This is a genomic window from Atribacterota bacterium (assembly GCA_028717805.1).
GTDB lineage: Bacteria > Atribacterota > Phoenicimicrobiia > Phoenicimicrobiales > Stramentimicrobiaceae > Stramentimicrobium.
Map to the genome: position 1 here is coordinate 1 of JAQUNC010000034.1, position 26769 is coordinate 26769.

Sequence of the window (26769 nt, forward strand, 5' to 3'; positions counted from 1 at the left end):
TGATTGGGTCATCTTGCATTATCCTCCTTAATTTTTTTAGAGTATCATCTATTTATTATGGAGGTTCTTGATGGCCCATTTCAAGCTATTATTTTAATTAACGTTTTTCACTTTTACAGAAAATATAACACACACTCTTAATATTTTTTACATCTTTGGATAATATCAAAACTCAATAGTTGAAACTAATGTTATAGAAAAGAGCTGATATCTAAACAAATCATGGACATAATACAACTATAAAAAAATGGATTATTTCAATTTAGAAAAATATTATTGTCCCCTTTTTATGGACTTACCTGCAAATAATCCTGTTGCCTTTCCTTTGAAAACAGCTATTTTCCCGTTTACAATGACATATTCTATTCCATCTGGTGGTCTTCTAGGATCTTTATATGTTGCATTATCTTTTACATTTTCAGGATCAAATATTACAATATCCGCAATGTAATTTTTTTCAATAGCACCTCTATTTTTTAAATTAAATGTTTTAGCAGGTAAAAAGGATGTTCTATTTGATAAAATCTCGTATGACATCCCATATTGTTTTGCTAATTTCAAAATTTTTGGAAATGATCCAAAGGCTCTTGGGTGAGGTTTTAAACCAATAGGTATCCCATCTGTTCCAACCATATAATATGGTCTGGACAATAGACAAATGAAATCCTTATCCATTTGATTTATCTTCTCTTTATTAATAGTCGGATTCCCTCTAAATCCTACTTCAAGATCTTCCTCTATCATGACATCACAAATCATATCTTCCACAGATTGATTTCTTTTTTTTGCAACATCCTTAAAGTCTATACCAATATATTTTTTATTTTCCTTTAGATGCGTAAAGGTACCCTCTGTTGTAATTTTATTTGCTTTCATTCCATCTGTAATCCTTTTTCTTAAAAGAGGATTTTTTAATTTCTCTAATGTTGCTTCATATCCTCCTTCTACAACCCAAGGAGGAAGAAAACATACAGCATATCCACTACCTGAGTAATAAGGATAAAGTTCCATTGTAATATTTAAACCTTCTTCTATAGCCTTTTCAATTGGTTTTAATAATTCAGTAACATTCCCACAATTTTTATCATCTGTTCTAAAATGGGAAAAATGTAGTCTTACACCAGAACGCCGTGCTACTTCAATTGCCTCTTCTACGGGATTAAAAAATCTATCTCTAAATACTGAACGTAAATGAATTACAAAAGGTGCATTATATTCAACACACACCTTGGATAACTCAGTTAATTCTTCTGTATCAGAATACGATTGGGGGAAATAACTAAGACCAGTTGAAAAAGCAACTGCTCCCTGATCAAACCCAGATCTAATTAGATCTTTGGCTTTTTCTAAATGATATCCATGTAGAGGTATATCGATAAAACCTAATACCTCGAGTCTAATTGCTCCATGAGGTATTTGATAAGCTACATTGACAGAAGCTTTATTGTGAAATTTACTTAAATAACTTTCTACATCTGTAAAATCAAGATTAACTTCTTCAAAATACCCATTTAGTCCTGCGTTAAATTTTACATACATTTTTAATTTATCAATTGATAAAGGGGCATAAGATAGTCCATCTTGGCCTAATATTTCCGTGGTTATCCCTTGGTATAAAGCATTTATATGCTGTTTATCATACAAAAGAGCTATATCCGAGTGACAATGCGTATCAATAAAGCCTGGCATTATAGATAAATTTGAGGCATCGATAATTTCTCTAGATTGTTTATTCGATAAATTATCAATTCTCACTATTTTATCATCTTTAATACCAATATCGGAAATATAAGAAACTGAACTGTTGCCATTATAAATTCTTCCATTTTTTATTAGTAAATCATACAAAATTATACTCCTATTATATTTTTCGATTATTTTAGAAGATAATTACTATTTATTAAAAATATCAGAACAATAAAACACATCTTACCCCTTTATTGAACCAGCAGTAATACCTTCAACAATGTATTTTTGAAAAATAAGTGTGAATAAAATTGGGGGAATTATAGCTACCACACCAGCTGTTATCATTAAGGAATAATTAATATCTAGCTCAGTACCAAACATACTTAAAACTATAGGTATAGTAAATGATTTTTCTGTGTTTGTTAACAGAAGAGCATAAAAAAATTCATTCCATGATAACATGAATGCAAAAATTCCTGTTCCTACTAAACCCGGTTTTGAAAGTGGTAATATTATTTTATATATCGTTTGAAACTTTGTACATCCATCCACTCTTGCTGCATCCTCAATATCTCTTGGAATAGCCTCAAAAAAGCCCTTCAAGAGCCATATTGTGTATGGAAGAGTAAAAGAAGCATTGATAATAATCAAAGTAATCTTTTTATCTATTAAACTATATGATTTGGCAATGAGAAAAAAAGGAATTGCTAAAGTTAATCCTGGAATCATTCTAGTAGCTAAAACTAGAAATAAATACTTCCTTGAACCAATAAATTTTAATCTTGCTAAGGCATAAGCTGAGAAGGTACCACTAGCTAAACACAATAATGTGGTTCCAATCCCAACAATAAAACTATTTAGAATTGCTTGTGGAAATATTTTTGCTTCTCTAGGAACTGAATAACTTTTAATACCAATTTCATCAGTAATACCTTCTGGATTTCGTCCTAGTAATAATTGGTAATAATTCATAAGAGTGGGGTCCTTGGGCAAAATATTAGGTGGTACTGATAATAAATTGGCATCGTTTTGTAGACTACAAATAATAAGCCATAAAAGTGGAGCAGTAAAAATAAAAAAGACAATTATGGCAAATACATATATGTATATATTTTTCATTTTTTTGGACCTATTAATACAACTGACCAATGAAGATATCACCTCATTTTTAATAGATTTCTCTATTAAGAAATTTGTAATATATAATTACAATTAAAAATGTTATAAAAGCAATAATATAGCCTATTGCACTCCCGCTACCAAATTTTAGAAATTTAAAAGCTTCTGTATATAGAAGCCAACCAACGACTTCTGTAGAATCTCCAGGGCCACCAGAAGTTAATACATAAATTAAATCAAAAACCTTAAGAGCAATCATTGTTTGAAAAATTAAAACTACCATTAAAGTTGTAGAAATCATGGGTAAAGTAATGCTTTTAAATTGTTGCCAAACCGTAGCTCCATCAACCCTAGCCGCCTCATATAATTCTTGTGGTATAGACTGTAAGCCAGCTAGAAGTAAAATAATAGCAAACGGCAATTCCTTCCATACACTAGCGATTATCGCAAAGACAAATGCACTAAAAGGAATAGATAAAAAAGGAATATACTGATCAATTAAACCAAGTCCTTTTAATACTGCATTTAAAATACCATAACTTGAATCTAATATCCATTTCCACATAATTCCATTGACAACACTTGGAATTGCCCAAGGAATTAAAATAGCAGCTCTTAGTATCCCCCTACCTTTGAATTTCTGGTTAAGCAATATTGAAATTGCTAATGCCAAGACCAATACTAATAATACATCGAAAAAAACGAAAATAAATGTTCTTTGTAAGGTCACCAAGAACTTTAAAGAAGTCAGGTGGTTTAGGTAATTTCCAATACCAATAAAACGTTTTACTCCTGTTCTTCTTAAATTTAGATCAAATAAACTGATATAAAAGGAGTAAAAAACTGGAAACACAACTACAAGTAGAATAATAATCGATGATGGTATATTTAAAAACCAAGCAAATATTGATTCATTTTTTTCAAAATATTTTAAATAATTTTTTTTCATTAGATATTATTTAGTTCTAATAAAGATAAAAATTAAAATTCTAGAGCAGAAAACTTATTTCTGCTCTAGAATAAAACCTCATCAAAACTAGTAATCTGCCTTCAATTCTTTAGCGCTTTTTTCAAGATCTTTTAAAATTATCTCTATTGGCTTCTCACCCAATACAGCTTTCTGGAGTTCTCCCCATGCATTTGTTTGCCACTCATCAAACCATGGGGTGAATCTGTATGGTGTTGCACCAGCATATTCATCTTGCTTTTTGATAATATCAGGATCTCCCCATTTAGTAATATAATCTGAGACTTCTTTATCCTCATAGAGAGGTTTTTGTACAAATCCCAAGCCAAAATTTAATGCCCAATATTTTCCAGTGTAATAATCATCATTCTTATCTCTGCCACCTAAAAATTGGACTAACTTCCAGGCATTTTCTTTTTGTTTACTGTTTTTGCTTATACAATAAAGTCTTATATATGATGTAGTACCACTTATAACCTTGTCATTTCCTGGAACTAAAGCCATTTTAATCTTACCTGCTGCTTGTGAACTTTTTGGATCATTTAACTGTGCAACATTATAGTCTGATAACAAAGTAAATGTTCTTGTTCCAGCTGCCATAGCTCTATTAACATCAGCGGTAGTTGAACTAAGACTTGCCTGGTCCAACAAACCTTCTTTCATAGCGCCTTTAAGCCATTCTAGTGCTTCAAAAGCAGCACTATCTCCTTCATTAAATAACGGATCATGACTCTCATTGAAAAGCTTTCCACCTCTAGAAAAAATTAATTGCTCCCAATTCTCCATAATATTACTAGACTTTGTCATTATAAAAATTATTGGATGTTCAGATATACCTTTTTCTTTTATTATTCTTGCTTGTTCCAACAATTCATCCCATGTTTTTGGAGGATTATCTATGCCTGCTTTTTTTAGATGTTCTTCATTATAAACGAAAACATAACGACCAGCATAATAAGGTAAACCATATAAATGTCCTTCATATGACATTTGAGCTAAAGCTCCATCAGGTATTTCTTCTTTGTACCGTTCAACTCCTTCAAAACCATCTATTGGTTCAAGCCAACCAGCACTTGCCCATGCGGCAAGATTAGAATCACGTACCACAATAACATCATATTCTGTTCCGCTAATAAAGCTTGCAACTAATTTTTCGTAATAGTTATCACTCGGGATATTATAAAAATCATCTGTTTTAATACCATATTGATCTTCGAATACATCTAGCAAATGGTTCCAAGTATCGACCTCATAAGTCCATCCAATCAATTTCAAGTTTTCTTCTGCTAAAGCTGAAAAATTAAAAACAAGAATAGAAATCAATAAAAAATAAATAATTTTCTTCATAATTTACCTCTTTTTTGTTTAGAGTTTATAAAATTCAGCAAAATCAATCTTTTTATATGCCAACAACATTAATTTATATTAATCACCTCCTATCTCTTAATATTTAGTGCTTAGAATATTCACATAATTAATCTTTGGATTATAATAAGATTTTAATATCATTCAATAAATACCTACCTTTTTGTACTCCAACAGTTAAATAAACATCTAAGATATAAAAATCCTCCACAATTTTTTAATATTTTTATGGTCTAAATATGTTTATTTCATTTAATACTTACTATCATCTCTACCTCTACGGGTATATTCATTGGTAAAACTGAGGCCCCTAAAGCACATCTAGCGTGTTTTCCTTTTTCTCCAAATAATTCAACAAACAAATGAGAAGCTCCATTTATTACTTCTGGTTGCCTAGTAAATTCAAGAGTGCTATTAACAAACCCTCTAACTTGAATAACCTCATCTATTCTATCTAAGGAGCCAATAGACGATTTTAAAGCAGATAACAAATTTATTGCACATATTTTAGCCGCTTCATATCCATCTTCTAAAGTAATCTCTTTGCCCAATCTACCGATAAAAACAGGTTTATCATCTTTTATTGGACCTTGACCTGAGCAATAAGCTAAATTTCCATATACTTTTACAGATGTATATTCCCCTACAGGTTTGGGCATTTTTGGTAATTCTATACCCATTTTTTTTAGTTTTTCCTCAATTGTCATAAATTAATCTCCTTTATATTTTTTTAATAGTATTAAAAACCTTGCAAATCTTTAGGCTATTTGTTAAGAACCAATAATCAGTTTTATACTTTTATTAAAAAATTATCTTCATATTTCATTAATTAATATTTAAAATGATTCCTTTGTTATCTGGATTATTCTTTCAATTATGTAGTCATCCTCCCCTTCATATAACATATGAGGATTAATTGCTATATGTTTTTTACTAATTCTAACTACTATGGGGGGATCACTTTCGTATAGTTTTTGTGCAAAATCTTCTTGTGTAAATCCTTTTTTATTTTCTTCAATCTCAATAAAAACTCGAGGAATTATTGGTGGTCTATAAAAAGGTTGTGGATATGAATCCTGAGGAATTTCTTGAGAAACTATAATCCCATTTAACGTACTTAATTCTTTAATAATTTTCTTTACCTGCCGATGCCATTTTTGAATACGTGCCTGATGATTTTCTTTTAAATATAATTCAACTGCTGTTACTAAACCTATTATGGTTTCTTTGTCCAATTTCAAAGGTCTACCAATAGTGATATTAGGATAATTAATTAATCGACAACATTCAATGATTTCCTTCTTCCCTAACATTATCCCTGAAGACTGAGGACCACGAATGTCTTTCCCTCCACTAAATATAACTATATCTGCGCCCATTCGAATAAATTTTTGAAAGTTATCAACAGGAGGTAATTCCGCTGCTGCATCAACTATAACAGGAATATTGTGATAATGTGCAATATTTAATACTTCTGTCAAAGAAAGAGATGCTTGTAACATTTCTGACTGCACAAAAAATCCTATTGCCGCAGTCTTTTCTCCAATTGCATTATCCAATTCCCATAGTTGAGGTTTGTCAATTACATTTCCAATTTCAACAAATTTAGCTCCCGCAGTTATCATTGCACTATCGTATGGATTTCTATGACAACGCATTACAACTATTTCATTTTTCATACCTTCTGTATTTGGAAGAGAATAAACAGATTTTAAGTTTCCTTTACTAATACATGCAGCTGTTGCTATTAGAAGCCCAGAAGAGGCACCAGAGGTAATCATAGCTGCTTCAACATTAAGCAACTTGGCTAAGTACTCGCCAGATTTCTGCATTAATTCATTGATATCAACAAAATTTTGTGATGCTAATTCCATTGCTTTTAGTACTTCATTCGACATTAGAGAACCGGAGTATCCGGTTAATGTACCCGCAGCATTAATTATTTTATTTATTCCTAAATCTTTAAATTGCACCATACTTTCCCTTCCGTTTATTATTTTTAATTTATTTGATCTATACTATCAATAAATTCATTGAATCAAATAATTATTAAAATCACAGCAAATATTTGATTACTTAGTTATAGCTTAGGCTTTATTAGTACTTTCATACTTTCATCTGTCATGCTTGTTAAAATGGCTTTTTCTGCATCATCTAGTTTAAACTGATGACTTATAAACTTTTTCCAGGGAAATCTGTCTTTTCCCCGTAACATCATTTCCATGGTTTGTTTATAACCAGTGTGAGAGTGATTAGACATTCCTATAATTCTTAGATTCTTCGAACAAATTGTATGGATGTTGATGTTAATTCCACCACAATCTACAAAATTACCTGGCTCTAAATACATTCCTGCTTTACGAAGCATTTTCAATCCTTCTGGAACAACAAAAGGTTTACCTACACATTCAACAACTAAATCACAACCTCTGCCTTGAGTCTCTTGCATAACTAAATCAATCCGTTCATCTTCATTAGTTTCTAAAATATTTAAGGTTTTATCTGCACCAAACTGACGTGCTAAATCTAACTTATAATTAGATACATCTGTAACTATAATTTCCCCTGCTCCCATCATTCGTGCTTTTATAATATGAGCTAGTCCTAGTGGTCCACTTCCCTGTATGACAATAGTGTCTCCAAAGTTAAATCCTTCAAGGGAAAATGAATTAAATTCCTTAGCTTTATCAAGGGTATAGGTTACGCACATAAGCTCTGTCAGAACTGCCATCTCATCTGGAAGATCGTCTGGGATTTTATATAATCTTGTGCCTGGCTCAATATAAATATATTCAGAGAAACCACCATATAGGTAGTTTGGATTTTTACATGACCGCATATTTCCATAACTAAACTGCATGTTATCGCACCATGGATAGTTAGGAAAGTTTTTACAATAATAACATTTTCCACAGACTACATCTGGACACATAGTAACACGATCACCAGGTTTCAATACCGTACCATTGTACTCAAGTTTTTTACTACCTTCTTTATCAATTTCCTCAATAATCATAACATTTTCATGACCTTGAATAATTGGGAAAGGGATGTCAATTTCATTTGGAGTACCTTTGTACTGTAACGTTTCTCCATTATAACTATGCTTATCGGTTCCACAAATACCTGATACAATCATACGACATACTGCAGCACCTTTTCCCGGCTTTATTACAGGAAAAAACTGTATTCCAATTTCACCTGGTGCCTTTAATACAGCAGCTTTACTTAATTTTGTCATTGATTACCTCTAGTTCTTGATTAAAAATATTTTAAGTTTTCCTTACTATTAACTCTGGTTCAAAAATAACTTGTTTTAATAAATTATCTCTAGGCTTTTCTTTTAAAATATCAATTAAAATTTTTGCACCTTGGGCACCAATCTGATAAATATCCTGGCGAATAGTTGTCAAAGGGTAATCTAGATATTTAATTATATTGATATCATCATATCCTACAATTCCTATATCATTTGTAATATGATAATTTTTTTCTCTAGCTGCAGCTAAAACACCAATAGCAAGATTATCTGAGGAACAAAAAATGCCAAAAGGAGGTGGGTATTTTTTTGCAATGCTTTTTAATGCCTCATATCCTTCGTCTACTGTTATATAATTATAGAGTATATTCTCTTGTTTAAATTCCAAATTGTACTTCTCAAGTGCTTTTTTCATTCCTTCAGTACGTTGTATGGCTATACTTATATCAGAAGGACCTGAGACAAAAAATATACTCTTTTTGCCTTGTTTAATTAAATATTCTACTGCCAGATACGCACCTTTAATATCATTATTTATAGAGTAATTAATATTTTTACTGAATTCATCCAAATTAGTTCTTGAAAGAAAAACAAAAGGAATATCAAGAGAATAATAATTATCTTCCTTAATTGGTGTTGTCAAAAGACCTGCCACACGCAGTTCCAGCATTGCATTCAATTGCTCTTTCTCATGTTCAGAATTTTCACCAGTATTTCCAATAACAATGGAAAAATTATTTTCTCTTGCAATATCCTCTGCTCCTCTTAGAAGCCTAGCATAATATAAATTGGAATTATCCGGAATAAGCATCCCTATTACTGTACTTTTGCTTAAACGAAGAGAGCGGGCAACTTGATTTGGACGATAATTATACTTATGTGCTAAATCTAATATCTTTTTCTTTGTTGCAATTGAAATTTCATTGCTATCTTTAAGCGACTTAGCCACTGTAGACACAGATGTTTCAGCTATTTTAGCAATTTCTTTAATTGTGATTTGTTTCTTCAAAATCACTACCTAATTTATTCTTAAATTTTTCTTGTAATGATTTATATTGAAGCATACACTAATAAGATTTTTATAAGTACTACAACGTTGTAGTTATACAATAACATATTCATTTTTCATTGTCAATACTATGTTTACATTAGTTCGTGTTAACAGCTTATAGGTATTTTTTTACCCCAAAAGGTAATGGAAATAAAATCGAGTTACAATATAAGCAATGATGAGTAATTTTAACATTAAAACAGCTGTTTATGTTACTCTACAAGTGGACCATTTTAAAGTAAGATATCCTACGTATGAACGAATCAGAACATAGAAGGATCTAGGAAAGATTGACTGCACCCAAACCACTGGACACATTTCTGAAATAATAAGAATTCCGGTATAATGTAATAACCAGTACAGAAAGTAGTAAGTGGTTATGGGGATAAGCAGAAGACAATACACTAAAGAACAGAAAGGAGAGATTGCCATTCCCTCCTTAGCGGCCAGACTGCGTTGCAGCTAGGGTGAAATTATAACATCTCCCCAGGTCTGATCAATCGTTGGAGAAGGCAATACCTAAATGGAGAAATAGACTAAAAGAGTAGTGACCAGGAAATAAACAAGTTAAAAAAGTAAATCGCCAAACTCGAGCAGGTGATCGGGAAACTGACCATTTCTGCCTTGAAGATGCTCTTGGCTATCCTGAAAATAGACTATCTGATTCATCATTCCGAAATGTATAAAGATAAAAAAGGAGTTCAATTGATTTTTTGACGTACAGGCAATTGTCGTTTTAGAGAATATAGCAGGGAAAGGATGGAAATTATGTAGAAAAAAATAGCAATAGGTGATTGAAAGAGTACCTTCCAATTGCCATGAGAAATGATTAAAGCTCTGCCCAGCTCATCTTCCACAATGGGGCCTAATATTACCCCTAAAACAACAGGTGCCACCGGGAAGCCATTCTTCCTCATGATATATCCAATAATCCCAAATATCAAAGCAATTAACATATCATAAATGCTGTTGTTTAAGGAGAATGCTCCCAGAAAGCATAGAGCAAATATAACAGGGAAAAGTATGGAATCGGGAGTTTTTAGAATTTTCGGAAATAATCTTATGCTTAATATTCCCAGAATCAAGATTAAGACATTGGCTAAAAACATGCCGGCAAAAATAGGATTAACAATTTCAGGGTGCTCTCTAAATAGTAACGGTCCTGGTCTGATACCAATAAGGATTAGGGCACCGAGCATAACTGCAGTCACTGCATCTCCAGGAATGCCAAGAGATAAAAGCGGGACCATAGCACCACCAGTAGTACCATTATTTGCTGCCTCCGGTGCTGCAACACCCATAATATTCCCTTTTCCAAATGATTCTGGATCTTTCGACCATCTCTTGGCTTCATTATAAGCCAAAAAAGCTGCTATAGTGCCACCAGTTCCTGGAATAATACCAATAAATGTTCCCAGAAAAGAAGCAGGAATAATAACGGTAAGTAGTCTTTTTAGCTCTCTGAAAGATGGCAATACATTGGTAATTTTCTGGTCAGGATGAATAATCCTTTCTTTTAATATTTTTTCTTCCAACTGGATAAAAATCTGTGATATGGCAAATAGACCAATAAGAACCGGTAAAGTACTAAAACCTCTCATTAAATTTGGAATATTAAAAGAAAAACGAGCATAACCGGTAACCGGATCTAAACCAACAGTAGCAATGAGAAGTCCAAAAAATCCAGCAATCAATCCTTTCACTAAAGATCTTCCAGAAACACTGGCAATGATAGTTAGACCAAATATCATGAGAGAGAAATATTCCTCTGGCCCAAATTTAAGAGCAAGACGAGCTAATTGAGGAGCAATGAACATCAAACAAAAGGTAGAGATAATTCCTCCAGTTGCAGAAGCAATGGTGGCAACTCCAATTGCTTTTCCCGCTTCACCTTTTTGAGACAAAGGATACCCATCAAGAACCGTTGCAGCTGCAGAAGGAGTACCTGGTGTAGATATTAAGATAGCTGAAATTGAACCACCATAAATTGCCCCACAGAACATTCCACAAAGCATAACAATTGCTGTACTTACATCCAGATAATATATAAAAGGCAGCAACAAAATTATACCGACCGAACCAGTCAGTCCGGGAATTGCACCAACAATTATGCCTCCTATAACCCCTAATAAAAGAAAAGGGAAATGCGATGGATGTAAAACATATAAAAATCCTTGAATGATTGCCAATCTATATCTCTCCTTTAATTACACATTTAAAAAAGAGTAAAACGAGGAATTGGTATTTTAAATACCATTCTAAATATAAAATACAATAAAAAGGTAATAGTCAATGATAACGCTATAATCCAAGTAACCCTTCTCTCCTTAAAAAGGAGCATATTGCCTGCTATAAATGGGGGAGTTGATGCTAAATAACCAATTTTACCAATAATCCGGGTATATAAAAAAGCTAAAAACATCATTAGTATAAGTTTGAAAATAAAACCTTTATACTTTTTTAATTTTTCTTCTTTCTGCCCAGACTGCCCAGAAGCACCTTTGGTAATTCCCTTGATCCCCTGTATTAAAAGGATTATGGAAAGCAGTATCAAGCTTGCGCTGATAAAGCGAGGAAATGCAGTTGGTGCCAGAGCAACAGTTTGATGAGGAAATTGGAAAGTTAAGGCAAAAACTATAATGGAAACAATTATAAATATCATACTCAGTATAATTTCTTTTTTCCCCATTTAAAATCTTCCCCTAAAAAGATAGAGAGGTAACAGTGTATTATCACTAATACCCCTCTATCTATCCGAATTAATTATTTATACTTATCTCCTAGTTTATTGGTTATTATTAAATCCTTATAGAATTGATCCTGTTCTTCTACCCATTTAGTAAACTCTTCTGTCCCTTTATAGTCAAGTAATACTCCAGCATTTTTTGCCAGTACCATGAAATCCGGATCTTCCATGGTGGCTTTAAAGGCATCATGAATGATTTTGATTCTATCTGAATCAGTACCGCTAGGAGCAGCTAAGCCTCTCCATTGTCCTAAAGTAAAATTAACCCCTTGTTCTTTAGCAGTAAGAACATCAGGAAATCCTTCCAGTCTTTCCTCTGAAAAAACGGCTACACATCTTAAATCTCCTGACTCCAGCTGTGCTACGCCCTCCGGTGGAGAAACAATTACTGAATCAACATGTCCACCCATAGCACCAACCAGAGCAGGTCCTCCTCCCTGGAAGGGAACATGGTTAAAACTAACTCCAGCAGTTTTTTCAAAAGCCAAGCCAATCATGTGAGTACCGCCACCTGCACCAGCATTACCCATGGTAACATTGCCTGGCTGCTTCTTGGCAGCATCAAGTAAGTCAGTTAAATTCTGATAAGGCGAATTCCCTGGCACTAAAATCCAGCAAGGTGCATTAGTTAAATTAATAATGGGAACAAAGGTTTTATAATCATAAGGGGTAACACTCATATGGGTTTTGGTTATGGAAGGGGTAGCCCAGGCAACAATATAATATCCATCTGGTTTTTTAGTCATTGCCTCAGCATATCCAGGAACTGCACCTCCACCAGGTATATTGACAATAACTACTGGCACTTTTAAATACTTGGGTAAAACAGATAAAAAGGTTCGGAAAGATATATCAGTTGCTCCTCCTACAGACCAGGGAATCATAAGTTCTATTTCCCGGGATGGGAATGCTTCTTGAGCAGAAACCCCAGGTAAAATAAACATAGAACAGAGTAAAAGCAAAATTATAGATACTATCACAATTTTAACCTTAGCAAATATTTTCATTTTAACTTACCTCTCCTTTTCTAAAGTTTTTCCTACCAAAAAATGTAGAAAATCTAATTTATTTTATCAAAATATCGGGTCTTATAAAAGTATGCTCACCTCCTTTAATTTTTAGTGTTGGGAAAATTACCGGTTTGGATAAAAGTACTGGGCCATCTGAAGTAGCCAACATGGTATCCTCGCTTTTACTACCGGTAATAGAAGGATTCCAAGCAAATCCCTGGTTTTCCTGGATAATTTCATTGGTTTGAAAGTTTACTCTATAATCTCTACCCGTATAACCGATAGCTCCTCCTTGATGATGAAGTTGATATTCTTCCGGGTATCCCATTTCCTGATATGCTTCTAGACCCTTTTTAAAAGCTTCCAGCACCGGCCTTCCAGGTATAGTATTGGACATCATTACACAATCTATATAGACATTATCCTGATATTTCTTTTTTATCTCCTCAGGGATTTTTCCAAATTGAACAAATCTGGTGAGGGAGATAATTAATCCCCATTTTCTAGCATTAACACAGAGCATAACTCTCTGATTAACTTTTTTTTCTGTTGCCAGAGGATGTCTGAAATTAGCAATCCTCTCATCTGCAGCACAAAAAGTAGTAATATAATCTAAACGATTAGCCCATAACCTTTCGGCTAATCTACCGATAATCTCACATTCCTTATCACCCGGTTTTATAGTCAAGGCAGTTTCTTCAATAACTTTAGAAGTAAGATAGCCAACTTCCTGATATCTTTCCACTTCCCAGGGAGTAAGAGAGTAGCGGAGGGAATTTAAAGATTGAGATACATTTTTAGTTCCAGGGAAAGAAATGTCACAACCAATCTCCCCGCCTTTAACTATCTCATTAATTATTTGCTCTTCCCTATCTTCATACCATTTAAATGACCTAATTTTATATTCCTGTTCTAAGAGTTTCTCTTCTTTTTCAATACGAGGCGCCTCGATGTTATTACAAATAACATATTCTTCGCCAGAAGTAATCAGGATATAGGCAGCACCCGTATCAGTAGCAATACTTACCTGATTTGTGCCACCACAGGTAATCCAGGAAAAGTTACATTGCCTCTTCAATAGAAGAGCATTAAGGTTTAATGAGTCCATTAAAACTCTTATTCTTTTTTTCTTCTCGTTTACTTCATCCAGATTAAACATGATTGTAACTCCTATTCTGTTATCAGATTCTACTTCATTTTCAGCATTTCCTTATCTTCATTTTTTCAAGTCAATATCTTAAGAATATAAAGATTATTGGTGAATCTAAATCGGGGGAGGGCATTTTCTTAACTAATTGGGTTATTGATATTCAATTGATACCCTCCTCCTTCATCCATTACGAATTCAGAAAGATATTGGACTTATTATAATTTTTCCTTCTTCTCAATAAGCCAATATTTCTTCCCAAGTCGTTACTGGCCATTCGGTCCTGAACAGTTCTTCAACAGCCGGTTTCCCTTTTTCCCGGAAGGCAACAGCATCAGGAATTACCACTTGCATCCCCTTCTTCTGAAGATCAACGAGAATATCTGTCTCACCTTTCTTAATTTTATCATTAGCCCAATTAACAGCTTGTTTTATATTCTTTAAAATTAGCTCCTGCTGGTCATTGGATAATCCTTCAAAAAAACTCTTATTAATAAGGATTCCTCCGGTTTGAACCAGATGGTTTGTTATAGTGAGATAACTTTGCACTTCATCTAATTTGAAAGAAGAAATCTGTGGTAAATCGCCTTCGGATGCATCCGCTGTTCCGTCTTTTAATGAATTATAGAGATCGGGCAAGGGAATGGGAACAGGAGCTGCACCGATTTCTTCCCATACTGCAATCCAGGTCTTTACTGTTGGCAATCTAAGTTTTAACATGTGGACATCTTCCGGTGTATAAATTGGTTTGTTTGAAGTTGTTTGACGTAATCCTCGATAAACTATTCCCAGATATATCATATTGCCATTTTCTGCAACTACATCCCTAGCTTCCATTCCTAAAGGAGATTCCCAAACTTTCAGGAAATGTTCAAAGTCTCTCATGACATAAGGTGCATTGAAAAAGAAATATTGGGGAGCAGAAACCTCAATTGGTCTTCCTCCAGTAGTCTGCATTTCTACTTTCCCTTCACTACACCAATCATTGACTTCTTCTTCAGAACCTAATTCAGCTTGAACAAGTACTTCAATTTCTCCTCCGCTTTCTTTCTCTAACAGCTCTTTAAATTTTTCTCCTGCTTCTACTAAAATATGACCTGCTGCAAAGGGACTGGCAAGATGAATAGTAGTCTTAGCTCCCACTATCTGGGTAAACATTGCAAGGACTAGAAAAAGAATTAATATTACAGAAAAAACTTTTTTTAACATTTTTTAATCCCTCTTTTAAATAAATATTATTAAACTTTTTCTGCTTAATATTATTCTAGCCAATGCCTTCATTGATGCTTCTTGCCTCACCTCCTTCTATATACCACTATTTTTTTCTCTTGAGTATTAACTTTTTAGAACATGCCTCATACTTTTTCTGCTTTTTTCTGCAAAAACCATAATCATTCTACATTATAGAATATTGTTCTATATCAATGAATTTTTCCTACAAATATTATACCTCAAAATGTAAAGAAGTCAAAATCTTATTTTCATATCATCTCCTTAGGAGCTATTAGCGGTATTTCTACTTCCATACCTTTTTTCTCTGCTGATACATAAGCTGAATAAAGAACACTTATTACATCACTGGCTAATAACATTCCCGCTTTAGGCTCTCTTTCGCCAGCAATTGATTCCATAAAGTCCTGTATTTCCTGAGGATAACCAAACATAAAGTTTTCATCAGGTGCTGGATTAGACCAGCCTTGCTTGGTACCAATTTTTTCCATTATATAAACATCTCCCAATTGCTTTTCATCTGGATTGTAAAGTTCTAAGGCATCAGTAGGGCTCAAATTACAACGAATCCTATGGTTATTAGCAAAAATTTCTAACCAGTTATGTACACCACCCATTACCAATTCTGAGGCAAAAATATCGGCAATCATACCATCATCGAATACCACGTGGAGATAACCATAATCTTCTATATCCTCATAATCAGTTCTTAAAAAACCTTTGTTTATAAAACTGGGATTTCTGGTTATCTCATGAGTGCGGGCACTCACTGTCTTAGGACGAATTGCTCTGTTATTACTGGCAATCCCTTCTACCTGTTTGAGATAAAGCAGTGCAGATAAAGGATGACAGCTTTTACCAACAATAGAACCACCCCCAGAGAGTCGCCAGATTCCATAAGCCGGAGAAAGGCTTCCGGAATGTGATTGTCCTCCCAGAGCCCATAATATCTGCCCCCGGGACTTGGAAATAATTTCTGCCTCTTTCTGCACAGCCGGTGCATAAATCCAATTTTCGGCATAACAGATTTTTCTCTGATACTTTAAGGCTGTAGTTATTATTCTTTTGGTGCTGGCTATAGCCTCTTTTAGCATTTCTTCTTTTGGAAATTTATTACCTTTAAAATTCTTGTCTCCAGGTGGTCCAAAATATCCTGTAAAGGGTTTTTCCACAATTATATGCTTACCTGCCTCTAAAGATTTCATAGATATTTCTTCATGAGTATATACTGGAGTGCATATATCAATGACATCCACCTCGGGAAGTATTTCTTCCAGAGAATTAAAGGTATTAATACCACATTTACAGGCAAACTTTTCTCGACGTTCTCTGGTAAGCGATGTAATCCCCACCACTTTAACCTCCAAACCAGTAACTCGTTGATAGGAATTATAATGAAAATCAGCAGCAAAACCACAACCAACTATTCCGATACGAATAGCCTTACTCATAGCATGGCCTCCTTTTATCTCAGATACAATAATAATTGGTAATTTTTCTATTTGATAAAATTAAGTAAATAAAGAATCCACATAGGAGATAATCCCAATAATAATTTAAAGAGGATTAATTTTCTTAGTCACTTATTTCTATTCAATCCATTAAACTTCCACCATTGACATCCAGAACTTCACCAGTGATAAATTTAGCTTTATCTGATACCAAAAAAGCAACTGCTTCTGCCACATCCTCCGGTTCCCCCATTCTTCCAAGTGGTATTCCAGCGATGATACTTTTTCTTTTTTCTTCAGGCCATTCCCTGCTCATCTCTGTCTCAATAGCATGAGGAGCAACCACATTAACATTAATATTAAAGGGAGCCAATTCTCTAGCTAAGGATTTGCCCAAGCAAGCTATACCTGCCTTAGATGCACCATAACAGAGAGCAGAAGCCAGATCTCCTATTTTGCCTACTATAGAAGAAATATTAACTATTTTCCCATATCTCTGCTTTTTCATAATTCCCACAACCGACTTCATACAATGGAAAGTACCTTTAAGATTCACATTAATTACCTTTTCCCAATCCTCTTCACTAAGCTCCTCAATAGTTCCCCTTTTAATAATTGAAGCATTATTTACCAAAATATCAATTCTACCGAATTCTCTCATGCTCAATGCCACCATCTGGTTTACTTCTTTTGCTACGGAAATATCTGCTTGAATGGCAAGGGCTCTTCTACCCATACCTTTTATTTCGTCAGCAACATTCTGGGCAATTTCTGTATTAATATCATTAACAATGATATTTGCTTCTTCCCGAGCAAGAGTAAGGGCAATCGCTTTACCAATACCTCTACCAGCACCGGTAATAATTGCTATTTTATCCTTTAAGCTCATTTTTTAACCTCCTGTAAAAAGCTTAACTACTTAAAACTTGTGGATTCACTACTGATCTTGGTCTATTTCCGGTAAGTACAGAAAGAACAGCCTCAGCAGTTTTTGTTTTAAGCTCAACATAGGACTCTTCTGAGTAAAAAGAGATATGAGGAGTTATAATTGTATTTTCCAGAGATAGTAAGGGATTCTCCCAATCAGGTGGTTCATTTTCCATAACATCCAGAGCTGCACCGGCAATCCATCTTTCTCTTAGGGCTATATATAAGGCCTTTTCATCAACCAGAGGTCCACGAGAAGTATTAATCAAATAGGCTGTATTCTTCATCATTTTCAGTTCTTTTTCTCCAATAATATGCTTTGTTTCCTCAGTTAAAGGAGCATGGATAGAAAGAAAATCTGAATCAGAGAATAAGCGGTCAAAAGTAACCAATTCTACATCACTATTTGTTTTGGAGACGTAAGGATCATAAGCAATTACTTTAAATTCAAAACCTGCAACCTTTTCTACCACCATCCTGGCAATCCTACCCAAACCAAAGAGTCCTATGGTCTGACCCTGTGTTCTAAAGAGTGGTTTAGCTAAAGTAAAATCCCATTTTTTTTCTCTTACTTTTCTATCTAACCTCGTTATAGCCCTGGCGCAGGAGAGAATTAGAGAAAAGGCATGGGTTGAAACCTCATCAACACAATAATCAGGGACATTTGCCACAATAATATTATGTTCAGTTGCTGCTTTTAGATCGATATTGTCTACCCCAACTCCATAACGAGTAATTATTTTGCACTTTTGAAGTGACTGTATTACCCTCCTGGTAAAGGGAGCATATTGATTGATCACAGCATCAGCATCAGATGCAACTTTTATTACATCATCCTCTGTACGGCATGATTCTAAAAGGGGTTCGGAATTAATTGCACTTAAGACTTTTTTTTCAATATCTACAGAAGGATGATCACAATCAGTAATAACAATCTTAAACTTTTTATTAGACATAATCTTACTCCTTTAATAATATGTTTTTTATTTTTCAATTATATCTAAATCAATTTTAACCAAAAATTAAATTAGGAACAAAAGTAATAAGACCGGGGAATATCACACATATAATAATTACAGATATTACAGCTATAAAAAATGGCCAGCTTTCCTTTATAAATTCTTGAATAGAACAATCCATAATAGAGCAGACAGAATACATGGCAACACCAACCGGTGGAGTTAAAAGCCCTATGGCACAGGTAATAACCATAATTACCCCAAAAAAGACCAAATCTACTCCTACAGCTTTCATAATAGGTATCAATATTGAGGTCAGGAGTAAAATGATAACAGTAGAATCCATTACCATGCCTAAAAATAAAAGGAATAATAAAATAATAGTAGTGATAAAAACTGGATTTTCGCTTAATGTTAAAATAAATTGTGATAGTGCCTGCGGTATCATCTCCCAGGTAAGTCCATAGCTCACTAAACCAGACAGGGCAATCAAATACATAATCATTCCTACGTCTAGGATGGTATTAAGAATAGCATCCTGGAATCTTTCCCAGGTCAGTTCTCGGTATACAACTATGCCCACCATACAGGCATAGATGGCAGCAAGTGCTCCTGCTTCAGATGGTAGTAGCAAACCAGAGCGAAGACTTACCAATAGTATAATCGGGAACAAAATTGCCCAGATACTTCTAAAGAAAGTAGTAAGCATCTCTTTGGCAGGAGCTTTTATTTTATTCACTGGCAAATAACCCCTTCTTTTTGCAGTAATGGAAACAGTAATCATTAAGGAGAGCATCATTAAAAGACCGGGAACAATGCCTCCGGCAAAAAGTCGCCCGATTGATACTTCTCCAATACTTCCATACAATACCATACCAATGCTGGGTGGAATAGAAATGGTAATTAAAGCGGAAAATCCATGTACTCCAGCGGAATAACCAGGTGCATAACCTTGTTTGATCATATCAGGACCCAATATACGCGATTCCATTGCTGCATCAGCAATAGCTGAACCAGAAACGCCACCCATCATGGTACTCATTACCACACTGGTATGAGCAAGAGCACCAGGCTTATGTCCTACTAAAACCGAAGCAAAGTTAACCAGCCTTTTTGTTATCCCGGTATTATTCATCAAATTACCGGCAAAGATAAAAGTTGGTATGGCCAGCAAGGTGAAATTTTGTGTTTGGGAAAGAATCAATTGCACAGGCATAGTAAAGGGTAGGGTAGGCTGCTGAATAAAAAAAACAAATCCGGATATGCCTATTGCAAAAGCTACCGGCATTCCTAATAAAAGAAATACAACAAATAAGGTAAAGACGAGTAACATTATCACTCCTCCTTAAATAAGTTTGATTCTTCCAACATGCTATTATGTTCAATTATGGTAGTCATGTATTTTATTTTCTTCCTAAAATTTGAAGTTTCTCACTTTTAATCAAATGCTCAATTTTAAGTAAAATAGTTAAGAGAAGGGAAGTGCATCCAATAGGTATACTTAGAGTTACCCAGGTATAACTAAAGCCTGGAATTCCCTGAAAAGCCCTGAATCTAGTAATAAAACAAAGCTTTATGCCATAGACAATAAGAAAAAATAAAAAAACAATGATAATTATATAGTTAAGCAAAGTAAGATAATTCTTTATTTTATCTGGAAATCTATTAACCAAAATTTCTACATTTACATGCCTATCTTTTCTCATAGTAATATCGGCACTGAAGAATACCGCCCAAGCAAAAAGAAAGGTAGAAGCGTCCATAGCCCATCTAATGGGATAACCAATGCTTCTCCCAAATCCTGCTACAAAAATGATACAAACTATAACAACAAATAACCATCCAGCTATAAAATTCTCTGCCTTCCCTATAAATTCGTATGTTTTCCTAAATCTATTCACATAAATCCCTCCAATTCCCCCATTTGATTAAATAAATTTAAGATCAAAGATTTACTAATTTATTTTTGGTATAAAGGTGATCGATTTATGATGATGCTAAAAAATATTATAATTTTTATCAAACAAGGGCAAAGCCTTGATTGCTTAAATTCAACTATAACTAATCGCTTTGCCCTCGTAAATTTCCATAAACTGTACCAGGTATAGAAAATTAGCCGAAAAGTAATTAGCTTTTAGACAATAATTTTAGTTCCAGATTTCTATACTATTGCATTGCTGCTAATTCTTCTAAGATTTGCTCTCTGACATTGGCAATACCAAGTACTTCATAGGCTGCTTTACCTGCTTCTTTGAATGCTTCAATATTTATTTCTTCTGTGGGAATAATAGTCATACCTTTCTCTTCAGCTCTTTTTCTATAATCCGGAATTTGTTCTTCCATGGAATAAGAAGTCTCTAATCCTGCTTTATCACATTCTTCAACCAGAATTTTTTGATATTCTTCAGGTAGACTATCAAACCATTTAGCGCTAATTACTTCAAAGTTAATCAGCAGGAAATGTTTTGTTTCACATACGTATTTCAATACTTCAAACAAATTGGCACCAAAAATATTGGCATAAACAAGTTCAGCGCCATCAGCTGCTTTTTGTTGTACAGCAGTATATATTTCACCAAAGTTAATAGCTGTCGGTACAGCGCCCAATGCTCTTACTGATTCAGACCAGATTGGAGCGGGAGGAGTTCTGATTCGTAAACCCTTTAAATCCTCTGGTGACTTAATTGGTTTGTTGGTCATAAAATGCCTGAATCCCTGTACCCAGTTAAAGGAAAGAACCTTTAAACCGTACTCAGTAGCTAATTCTTCATTCCATTTTTTTATAGTAGGAATTTCATTTAACTTTTTTACCTCTTCAATGCTATTTACAAAGTAAGGTCCATTCATCACTGCGATGCCAGAAATATAATTACCTAAACGTGCTGAATCTGTATTTTGTCCTACATTAACACCCTGACGAATCTGTTCAATTATATCTTCTTCCACTCCCAGTTGTGCGCTATGAAAGACCTGAATCTCGACTTCCCCGTTGGTTCTTTCTTTTACTCTTTCCGCCCAATTGAGAAATCCCTGGTGATATGGTTCATTAGGCGATAATACGTGATTAAACTTTAGCACATATTTAGCCTGAGCGGATACCAATGACGAGCATATCACTACCAAAGCTATAACAATTAATAACACTGCATTAATTTTTTTCATTTTGTTTTTCCTCCTAATTTAATTTAACATTGATTCACTGATTTAACTTCCCAATACAATTGACAGCAATTTTACCAGCTTATCACCTCCTATAGAATAGAATAAGTTATTCTGAAGCTTGTTAATCTGAAGTAGTGTTACAAGTCTTATTATTTATGTTTACCTCTGTACCCTCCCGGAAGTAGCTCCTCCCATTAAATTTTTCACCTCTTTTAAGGAAAGTAAAGGCAAATCACCTGGTATGGAATGTTTGAGGCAGGATGCAGCTACCGCAAATTCCAGGGCTTCCTGGTCACTGGAGAGATGATTCAGACCGTAAATTAATCCGGCAGCAAAAGTATCTCCACCACCTACTCTATCCACAATATCATGGATTTCATATTTTTTAGAAACAAAGAATTCCTTCCTGTTATCAAGTATTGCCGACCAGCCATTATAATCTGCCGAATGACTTTCCCTTAGGGTAATAGCAATCTTTCTAATATTGGGGTATAGGCCTAAAATCTTTTGAGTTATCTCCTGATATTTTTCTGCTGACAACTCCCCTGACTCTACATCTATATCCATCTTTACCCCCAAGGATTTCTGACAATCCTCTTCATTGCCCACGGCTATATCCACATATTTCACTAATTCACTCATGATTTCAGGAGCAGACTTCCCATATTTCCAGAGATTTTTCCGGTAGTTTAGATCACAGGATACCGTAACGTTCTTTTCTTTTGCTTTCTTAACAGCTTCTATAGAAAGGTTAGCTGCTGAAGAAGAGATCGCTGGTGTAATACCGGTAATATGAAACCAGCTGGCTCCTTGAAATACCTTATCCCAGTCAATATCACCCATCCTTGCTTCAGCAATAGCTGAGTGTGAGCGGTCATAGACCACCATTGAGGGTCTCTGGTTTGCTCCTGCTTCTAAGAAATAGATACCGAGCCTTTCTCCTTTTCGCACTATGAATGAGGCATCAATTCCCTGTCTTTTTAATTCTCTGATACAAGCCTCACCAATGGGATTATCAGGAATAACCGAAACATAAGCCACTTCAAGACCGAATCTAGCTAATCCTACTGCCACATTTGCTTCCCCACCACCAAAGGTTGCTTCCAAAAGAGGGCTCTGAAAAAATCGCTCAAACTGAGGTGGTTTTAATCTTAACATAATTTCACCAAAGGTAACATACTTTCCCATGATTTCCTCCCTTGTATTATTATCTTTGCATCAAATGTACGGCAAAGCCAGATACATTCATATTCAGATAAACAGCCTTCAACTTACCATTAGACTCTTTGGCGGTCTCAGGTAAGATAGAGATACCCTTTCTTTTTAGATAGGCAATGGCTCTGCTAATATTATTGGTGGCAATGGCAATATGACCATGTTCGCCCAGGTATTTATTTTTCATTACCTCAAAGCCAGAACCAGCAAAGATTGAGCTATTTCCCTCTTTAGTAGTAAAATAGAAGTTATGAGATAATAGATTGGCAGCATTGAGGGCTTTCTCCTGGGTCTCTTCATTTATGCCTAAATGGGCTAACTGGAAACCTAACATAGTGGAAACCGCTTCTCTGGCGAGTTCGGTAATACGATCAAAGTTCCGGGAGGAGATAAAGTCGGATTTAACCATCCAGCTTCCACCACAGGCTAAAACTTGGGAATGGGATAGATAAGCCAATAAATTATTCTGATCAATTCCTCCGGTAGGAATAAATTTGATCTCAGAAAAAGGTCCAGATAAGGCTTTTAGAAGATTTAAGCCCCCCGATGCTTCTGCTGGGAAATATTTTACTACCTCTAATCCCTTTTCTATAGCCATTTCAATCTGAGTAGGACTGTTAACTCCCGGAGTCACCGGAATATTGTTTTCGAGGCAATAATCAACAATTTTGGTGTTAAAACCAGGAGACACAATAAATTTGGCACCAGCAGTGACTGCTTTCTTTGCCTGTTCAATTGTTAAAACAGTACCCGCTCCCACTAAAATTTCAGGAAGTTCATCCGTTAAAGCCTTAATAGCATCTTCAGCGGCAGAGGTTCTGAAGGTAATCTCTGCAACAGGAAGGTCTCCTGAAAGAAGTGCCTTACCCAAGAGAACAGCATCTTCAGCTCTATCAATCTTTACTACCGGTACAATCCCTAATTCTCCAATTCTTTTGAGAATATTGTTCAATTGAATGTCCTCCTTTTAATTAGATTTATGATAATATCAGTATAATTTAAAATTTGTTCACAAAATTGCTTAAGAACTTAATTGAAATCCTAACCGAGCAGAAATTTTGTTGCAGCTATAAATCAATTCATCTATTAATTTACTCTGTTTTCCCTTATTTATGCGGTAAGAAGGGCCTGAAATGCTCACTGCAGCAATGACTCTTCCCTGATAATTCCTGATTGGAGCAGCAATACAGCGAACATATTTTTCATTCTCCTCTCTATCCAGGGCAAATCCTTCTTGTTCAATTTTATTAAGCTCTTCTATCAGCTTACACTTATCAGTTATCGTGTTTTCAGTGAGTTTAGAAAGCTCTATTTTATCTAATATATGTTCTCTTTTGTCTGAGGGAAGAAAAGCCAATAATATTTTACCTAATGCGGTACAATGTAAGGGCGCTCTCTTGCCAACATAAGAAATCATTCTAATAGTTTGGGTTGATTCCTCCTTAACCAAATAAAGAACATTGGTATCTTCAAGAATTCCTAAATGCACTGTTTCATCACATCGTTTTGCTAGCTCCTTTAAGTAGGGAGTAGATTCTCTTATGAGGTCAATTTGTTGTAATTTTGCCATTCCTAATTCTAACAACTTCAAGCCTAATTGATATTTTTGTGTGGAAGGATCCTGTTCTACATATCCACCGTATTTTAAAGTATCAAGTATACGGTGAATGGTACTGGGATAAAAATGCAATTGCTCACTAATCTCAGTCATACTCATTGGCGCATTATTCTTTAGTAATATATCTAGGACTGTGAAGGCTTTATTTAATACTTTTATAGGATAATTTGGAGTTATTTTATTCATTTTAATTTTATTTCCATTCTATATTACAGAATATCTTTCTAAATCATATTTTAATTATATAAAAAACTATTACAATTTTCAATATCTAATGATACTTTTTAGATTTGATTCATTATTCATGGATGAAGTACTACCTTAATAGATTCTTTATTCTTAGCAATCTGATAGGCTTTATTTATATCTTCTAACTTCATAACATGGGTAATCAATGGTTTAAGTTTCATCTTTTTTTGTGTATACAGCTCTAAGGCTAACAGGTAATCGGCCCAGGTAAATCCCTGTAATCCCTTCAGTTGCTTTTCTTCTCTAACTACATTCCATGGTTTAAAAGAGATTTCTTTTCCAGCAAATCCACTTCCACCCATCAGGAGTAATCCTCCTACTCCCAATATATCCATGCCCTGAGAAACAGCAACGGCATTACCGGTAGCCTCAACTACCACATCAGCTCCTTTGCCCTGAGTAAAATCTAAGACCTCTTGCACCGCATCAGTTTGATCTGCATTGATTACTTTACTTGCTCCCAGTTCAGTAGCAACTTTTAATCTTTGTTCATCACCATTCAAACCAATCATAATACAATAGCCAGCTCCGGCAGCCAATACAGACTGAAGCAATAAAAGACCAAAGGGGCCGGGCCCTAATAATACTACTGTGCTTGCCGGTTTGATACAATTAGTCCGAAAAGCCCTGGTAGATGTAGTGGCTAACTCTAGTAATGTGGCTTCATCATCGGAAATATTATCTGGCACAGGAAAAAGAATATCCTCTGAAGCAACGACATATTCAGCAAAACAACCCGGTGTATCTATCCCCAGGTGATCCCAATTACGGCAGTAATGAAATAATCCGATTTTACAACCATAACAAGTCCCGCAACCTTTGATGTCACTACTGGTAACTCGGTCACCAATTTTTACCTTAGTTACATTATTTCCTACTTCCACTACCCCTCCGGATAATTCATGTCCAGGTATCATAGGTAATTTTACTTTACCATGCCTTCCCATAAAATGATTGTCTATAATTGCTACATCTGTTCCACAAAAGCCAGCAGCTTTCACTTTTACTAAAGCTTCATGTGGACCAGGAACGGGTAACGGCATATCTTTAATAATACATTCTTTTTGCTCATTCACTTTTACAGCTGCTTTCATATTTTTAATCACCTCAAATAATATTTAAAGATCCTGTTAATTGCTTTATTAGATAAAAAAATTGTTCAGATATCTATAGGTATCCTAATAGCTTTGGAATAAATAATACTAAACCAGGCCAATAAGAAACTAAAAGCAATACAACCATACTTATCAAGAGAAAAGGGATCACTACTTGTGCCATAAATTTAATAAAAAGTTTGATGATATTGGTACTTAAGAATAAACAAAAGGATTGACTGACTTGTTTAATTAATTTTTACAAGTTTACCTTCTTTTTCAGATTGATAGACACTCTTTATTATCTGGAGAGCAATTCGGCCGTCTTCCCCTTGAGCACCTTTCTCAATTTCTTTATCTAACTTGACACAATCAACAAAGTGGTTGATTTCGTTTACATAACCCAAGGAGTGTTCTTCATCTACCGCCGGGAAAGTCCATCCCTTGGTAGTATCTGCTTTCTCAATAGCATATTCATATCCAACTGGACTGTATACCAATATGGGAGAAC

24 protein-coding genes are annotated in these 26769 nt (G+C 34.6%); all 24 read right to left on the minus strand.

Features of this window, described 5'->3' with window-relative positions; translation table 11 throughout:
- Positions 1-273: 273 nt before the first annotated feature.
- A complete protein-coding gene (locus tag PHD84_08035; GenBank protein MDD5637744.1) occupies positions 274-1848 on the minus strand; it encodes an amidohydrolase family protein in 1575 nt (524 codons plus the stop codon).
- Positions 1849-1929: 81 nt separating this feature from the next.
- Positions 1930-2808, minus strand: a complete 879-nt coding sequence (locus PHD84_08040) for a carbohydrate ABC transporter permease (GenBank protein MDD5637745.1) — start codon at positions 2806-2808, stop codon at positions 1930-1932.
- A 49-nt stretch (positions 2809-2857) separates the two neighbouring features.
- Positions 2858-3757, minus strand: a complete 900-nt coding sequence (locus PHD84_08045; protein MDD5637746.1) for a sugar ABC transporter permease — start codon at positions 3755-3757, stop codon at positions 2858-2860.
- 87 nt (positions 3758-3844) lie between these two features.
- Positions 3845-5122, minus strand: coding sequence for a sugar ABC transporter substrate-binding protein (locus PHD84_08050; GenBank protein ID MDD5637747.1), 1278 nt, complete (start codon positions 5120-5122; stop codon positions 3845-3847).
- 266 nt (positions 5123-5388) lie between these two features.
- On the minus strand, positions 5389-5847 hold the full coding sequence (locus PHD84_08055; protein MDD5637748.1) for a RidA family protein: 459 nt from the start codon (positions 5845-5847) through the stop codon (positions 5389-5391).
- Positions 5848-5976: 129 nt separating this feature from the next.
- Positions 5977-7116, minus strand: a complete 1140-nt coding sequence (locus PHD84_08060) for an aminotransferase class V-fold PLP-dependent enzyme (protein MDD5637749.1) — start codon at positions 7114-7116, stop codon at positions 5977-5979.
- Positions 7117-7220: 104 nt separating this feature from the next.
- On the minus strand, positions 7221-8381 hold the full coding sequence (locus tag PHD84_08065) for a zinc-binding dehydrogenase (GenBank protein MDD5637750.1): 1161 nt from the start codon (positions 8379-8381) through the stop codon (positions 7221-7223).
- A gap of 31 nt (positions 8382-8412) precedes the next feature.
- Complete coding sequence (locus PHD84_08070; protein MDD5637751.1) at positions 8413-9408, minus strand: LacI family DNA-binding transcriptional regulator; 996 nt, start codon at positions 9406-9408, stop codon at positions 8413-8415.
- A 743-nt stretch (positions 9409-10151) separates the two neighbouring features.
- Positions 10152-11639, minus strand: a complete 1488-nt coding sequence (locus tag PHD84_08075; protein ID MDD5637752.1) for a tripartite tricarboxylate transporter permease — start codon at positions 11637-11639, stop codon at positions 10152-10154.
- Between the two features lie 26 nt (positions 11640-11665).
- A complete protein-coding gene (locus PHD84_08080; protein ID MDD5637753.1) occupies positions 11666-12139 on the minus strand; it encodes a tripartite tricarboxylate transporter TctB family protein in 474 nt (157 codons plus the stop codon).
- 74 nt (positions 12140-12213) lie between these two features.
- Positions 12214-13203 (minus strand): tripartite tricarboxylate transporter substrate binding protein, encoded by a 990-nt coding sequence (locus PHD84_08085; protein ID MDD5637754.1) that lies wholly within the window; start codon positions 13201-13203, stop codon positions 12214-12216.
- 58 nt (positions 13204-13261) lie between these two features.
- A complete protein-coding gene (locus PHD84_08090) occupies positions 13262-14365 on the minus strand; it encodes a M24 family metallopeptidase (GenBank protein MDD5637755.1) in 1104 nt (367 codons plus the stop codon).
- A 225-nt stretch (positions 14366-14590) separates the two neighbouring features.
- Positions 14591-15562 carry a TRAP transporter substrate-binding protein gene (locus PHD84_08095; GenBank protein ID MDD5637756.1) on the minus strand — a complete coding sequence of 324 codons (972 nt, stop codon included), beginning with the start codon at positions 15560-15562 and terminating at the stop codon, positions 14591-14593.
- Positions 15563-15834: 272 nt separating this feature from the next.
- A complete protein-coding gene (locus PHD84_08100; protein ID MDD5637757.1) occupies positions 15835-17034 on the minus strand; it encodes a Gfo/Idh/MocA family oxidoreductase in 1200 nt (399 codons plus the stop codon).
- A gap of 142 nt (positions 17035-17176) precedes the next feature.
- Positions 17177-17923, minus strand: a complete 747-nt coding sequence (locus PHD84_08105; protein MDD5637758.1) for a 3-oxoacyl-ACP reductase FabG — start codon at positions 17921-17923, stop codon at positions 17177-17179.
- Positions 17924-17945: 22 nt separating this feature from the next.
- Positions 17946-18917: a C-terminal binding protein gene (locus tag PHD84_08110; GenBank protein ID MDD5637759.1), complete on the minus strand. Its 972-nt coding sequence runs from the start codon at positions 18915-18917 to the stop codon at positions 17946-17948.
- A 55-nt stretch (positions 18918-18972) separates the two neighbouring features.
- The gene (locus PHD84_08115) at positions 18973-20253 is read right to left on the minus strand and encodes a TRAP transporter large permease subunit (protein ID MDD5637760.1); all 1281 of its coding nucleotides are present in this window, start codon (positions 20251-20253) and stop codon (positions 18973-18975) included.
- A 70-nt stretch (positions 20254-20323) separates the two neighbouring features.
- Positions 20324-20821 carry a TRAP transporter small permease gene (locus PHD84_08120; protein MDD5637761.1) on the minus strand — a complete coding sequence of 166 codons (498 nt, stop codon included), beginning with the start codon at positions 20819-20821 and terminating at the stop codon, positions 20324-20326.
- 265 nt (positions 20822-21086) lie between these two features.
- Positions 21087-22082 (minus strand): C4-dicarboxylate TRAP transporter substrate-binding protein, encoded by a 996-nt coding sequence (locus PHD84_08125; GenBank protein MDD5637762.1) that lies wholly within the window; start codon positions 22080-22082, stop codon positions 21087-21089.
- A 159-nt stretch (positions 22083-22241) separates the two neighbouring features.
- A complete protein-coding gene (locus PHD84_08130) occupies positions 22242-23270 on the minus strand; it encodes a sugar kinase (GenBank protein ID MDD5637763.1) in 1029 nt (342 codons plus the stop codon).
- Between the two features lie 19 nt (positions 23271-23289).
- Positions 23290-24249 carry a bifunctional 4-hydroxy-2-oxoglutarate aldolase/2-dehydro-3-deoxy-phosphogluconate aldolase gene (locus tag PHD84_08135; GenBank protein ID MDD5637764.1) on the minus strand — a complete coding sequence of 320 codons (960 nt, stop codon included), beginning with the start codon at positions 24247-24249 and terminating at the stop codon, positions 23290-23292.
- Between the two features lie 69 nt (positions 24250-24318).
- Positions 24319-25101 (minus strand): IclR family transcriptional regulator, encoded by a 783-nt coding sequence (locus PHD84_08140; protein MDD5637765.1) that lies wholly within the window; start codon positions 25099-25101, stop codon positions 24319-24321.
- A gap of 116 nt (positions 25102-25217) precedes the next feature.
- A complete protein-coding gene (locus PHD84_08145; GenBank protein ID MDD5637766.1) occupies positions 25218-26258 on the minus strand; it encodes an alcohol dehydrogenase catalytic domain-containing protein in 1041 nt (346 codons plus the stop codon).
- A 248-nt stretch (positions 26259-26506) separates the two neighbouring features.
- On the minus strand, positions 26507-26769 hold a 263-nt coding region (locus tag PHD84_08150; protein ID MDD5637767.1), incomplete at its 5' end, for a Gfo/Idh/MocA family oxidoreductase.

Bases quoted from the DNA above. Each gene is read 5' to 3' on its own strand.
- PHD84_08090 (MDD5637755.1), bottom strand. From the start codon at position 14,365: ATGTTTAATCTGGATGAAGTAAACGAGAAGAAAAAAAGAATAAGAGTT.
- PHD84_08060 (MDD5637749.1), bottom strand. From the start codon at position 7,116: ATGGTGCAATTTAAAGATTTAGGAATAAATAAAATAATTAATGCTGCG.
- PHD84_08050 (MDD5637747.1), bottom strand. From the start codon at position 5,122: ATGAAGAAAATTATTTATTTTTTATTGATTTCTATTCTTGTTTTTAAT.
- PHD84_08040 (MDD5637745.1), bottom strand. From the start codon at position 2,808: ATGAAAAATATATACATATATGTATTTGCCATAATTGTCTTTTTTATT.
- PHD84_08100 (MDD5637757.1), bottom strand. From the start codon at position 17,034: ATGAGTAAGGCTATTCGTATCGGAATAGTTGGTTGTGGTTTTGCTGCT.
- PHD84_08055 (MDD5637748.1), bottom strand. From the start codon at position 5,847: ATGACAATTGAGGAAAAACTAAAAAAAATGGGTATAGAATTACCAAAA.
- PHD84_08145 (MDD5637766.1), bottom strand. From the start codon at position 26,258: ATGAAAGCAGCTGTAAAAGTGAATGAGCAAAAAGAATGTATTATTAAA.
- PHD84_08140 (MDD5637765.1), bottom strand. From the start codon at position 25,101: ATGAATAAAATAACTCCAAATTATCCTATAAAAGTATTAAATAAAGCC.
- PHD84_08130 (MDD5637763.1), bottom strand. From the start codon at position 23,270: ATGGGAAAGTATGTTACCTTTGGTGAAATTATGTTAAGATTAAAACCA.
- PHD84_08115 (MDD5637760.1), bottom strand. From the start codon at position 20,253: ATGTTACTCGTCTTTACCTTATTTGTTGTATTTCTTTTATTAGGAATG.
- PHD84_08095 (MDD5637756.1), bottom strand. From the start codon at position 15,562: ATGTTAAAAAAAGTTTTTTCTGTAATATTAATTCTTTTTCTAGTCCTT.
- PHD84_08105 (MDD5637758.1), bottom strand. From the start codon at position 17,923: ATGAGCTTAAAGGATAAAATAGCAATTATTACCGGTGCTGGTAGAGGT.
- PHD84_08125 (MDD5637762.1), bottom strand. From the start codon at position 22,082: ATGAAAAAAATTAATGCAGTGTTATTAATTGTTATAGCTTTGGTAGTG.
- PHD84_08085 (MDD5637754.1), bottom strand. From the start codon at position 13,203: ATGAAAATATTTGCTAAGGTTAAAATTGTGATAGTATCTATAATTTTG.
- PHD84_08045 (MDD5637746.1), bottom strand. From the start codon at position 3,757: ATGAAAAAAAATTATTTAAAATATTTTGAAAAAAATGAATCAATATTT.
- PHD84_08080 (MDD5637753.1), bottom strand. From the start codon at position 12,139: ATGGGGAAAAAAGAAATTATACTGAGTATGATATTTATAATTGTTTCC.
- PHD84_08110 (MDD5637759.1), bottom strand. From the start codon at position 18,917: ATGTCTAATAAAAAGTTTAAGATTGTTATTACTGATTGTGATCATCCT.
- PHD84_08065 (MDD5637750.1), bottom strand. From the start codon at position 8,381: ATGACAAAATTAAGTAAAGCTGCTGTATTAAAGGCACCAGGTGAAATT.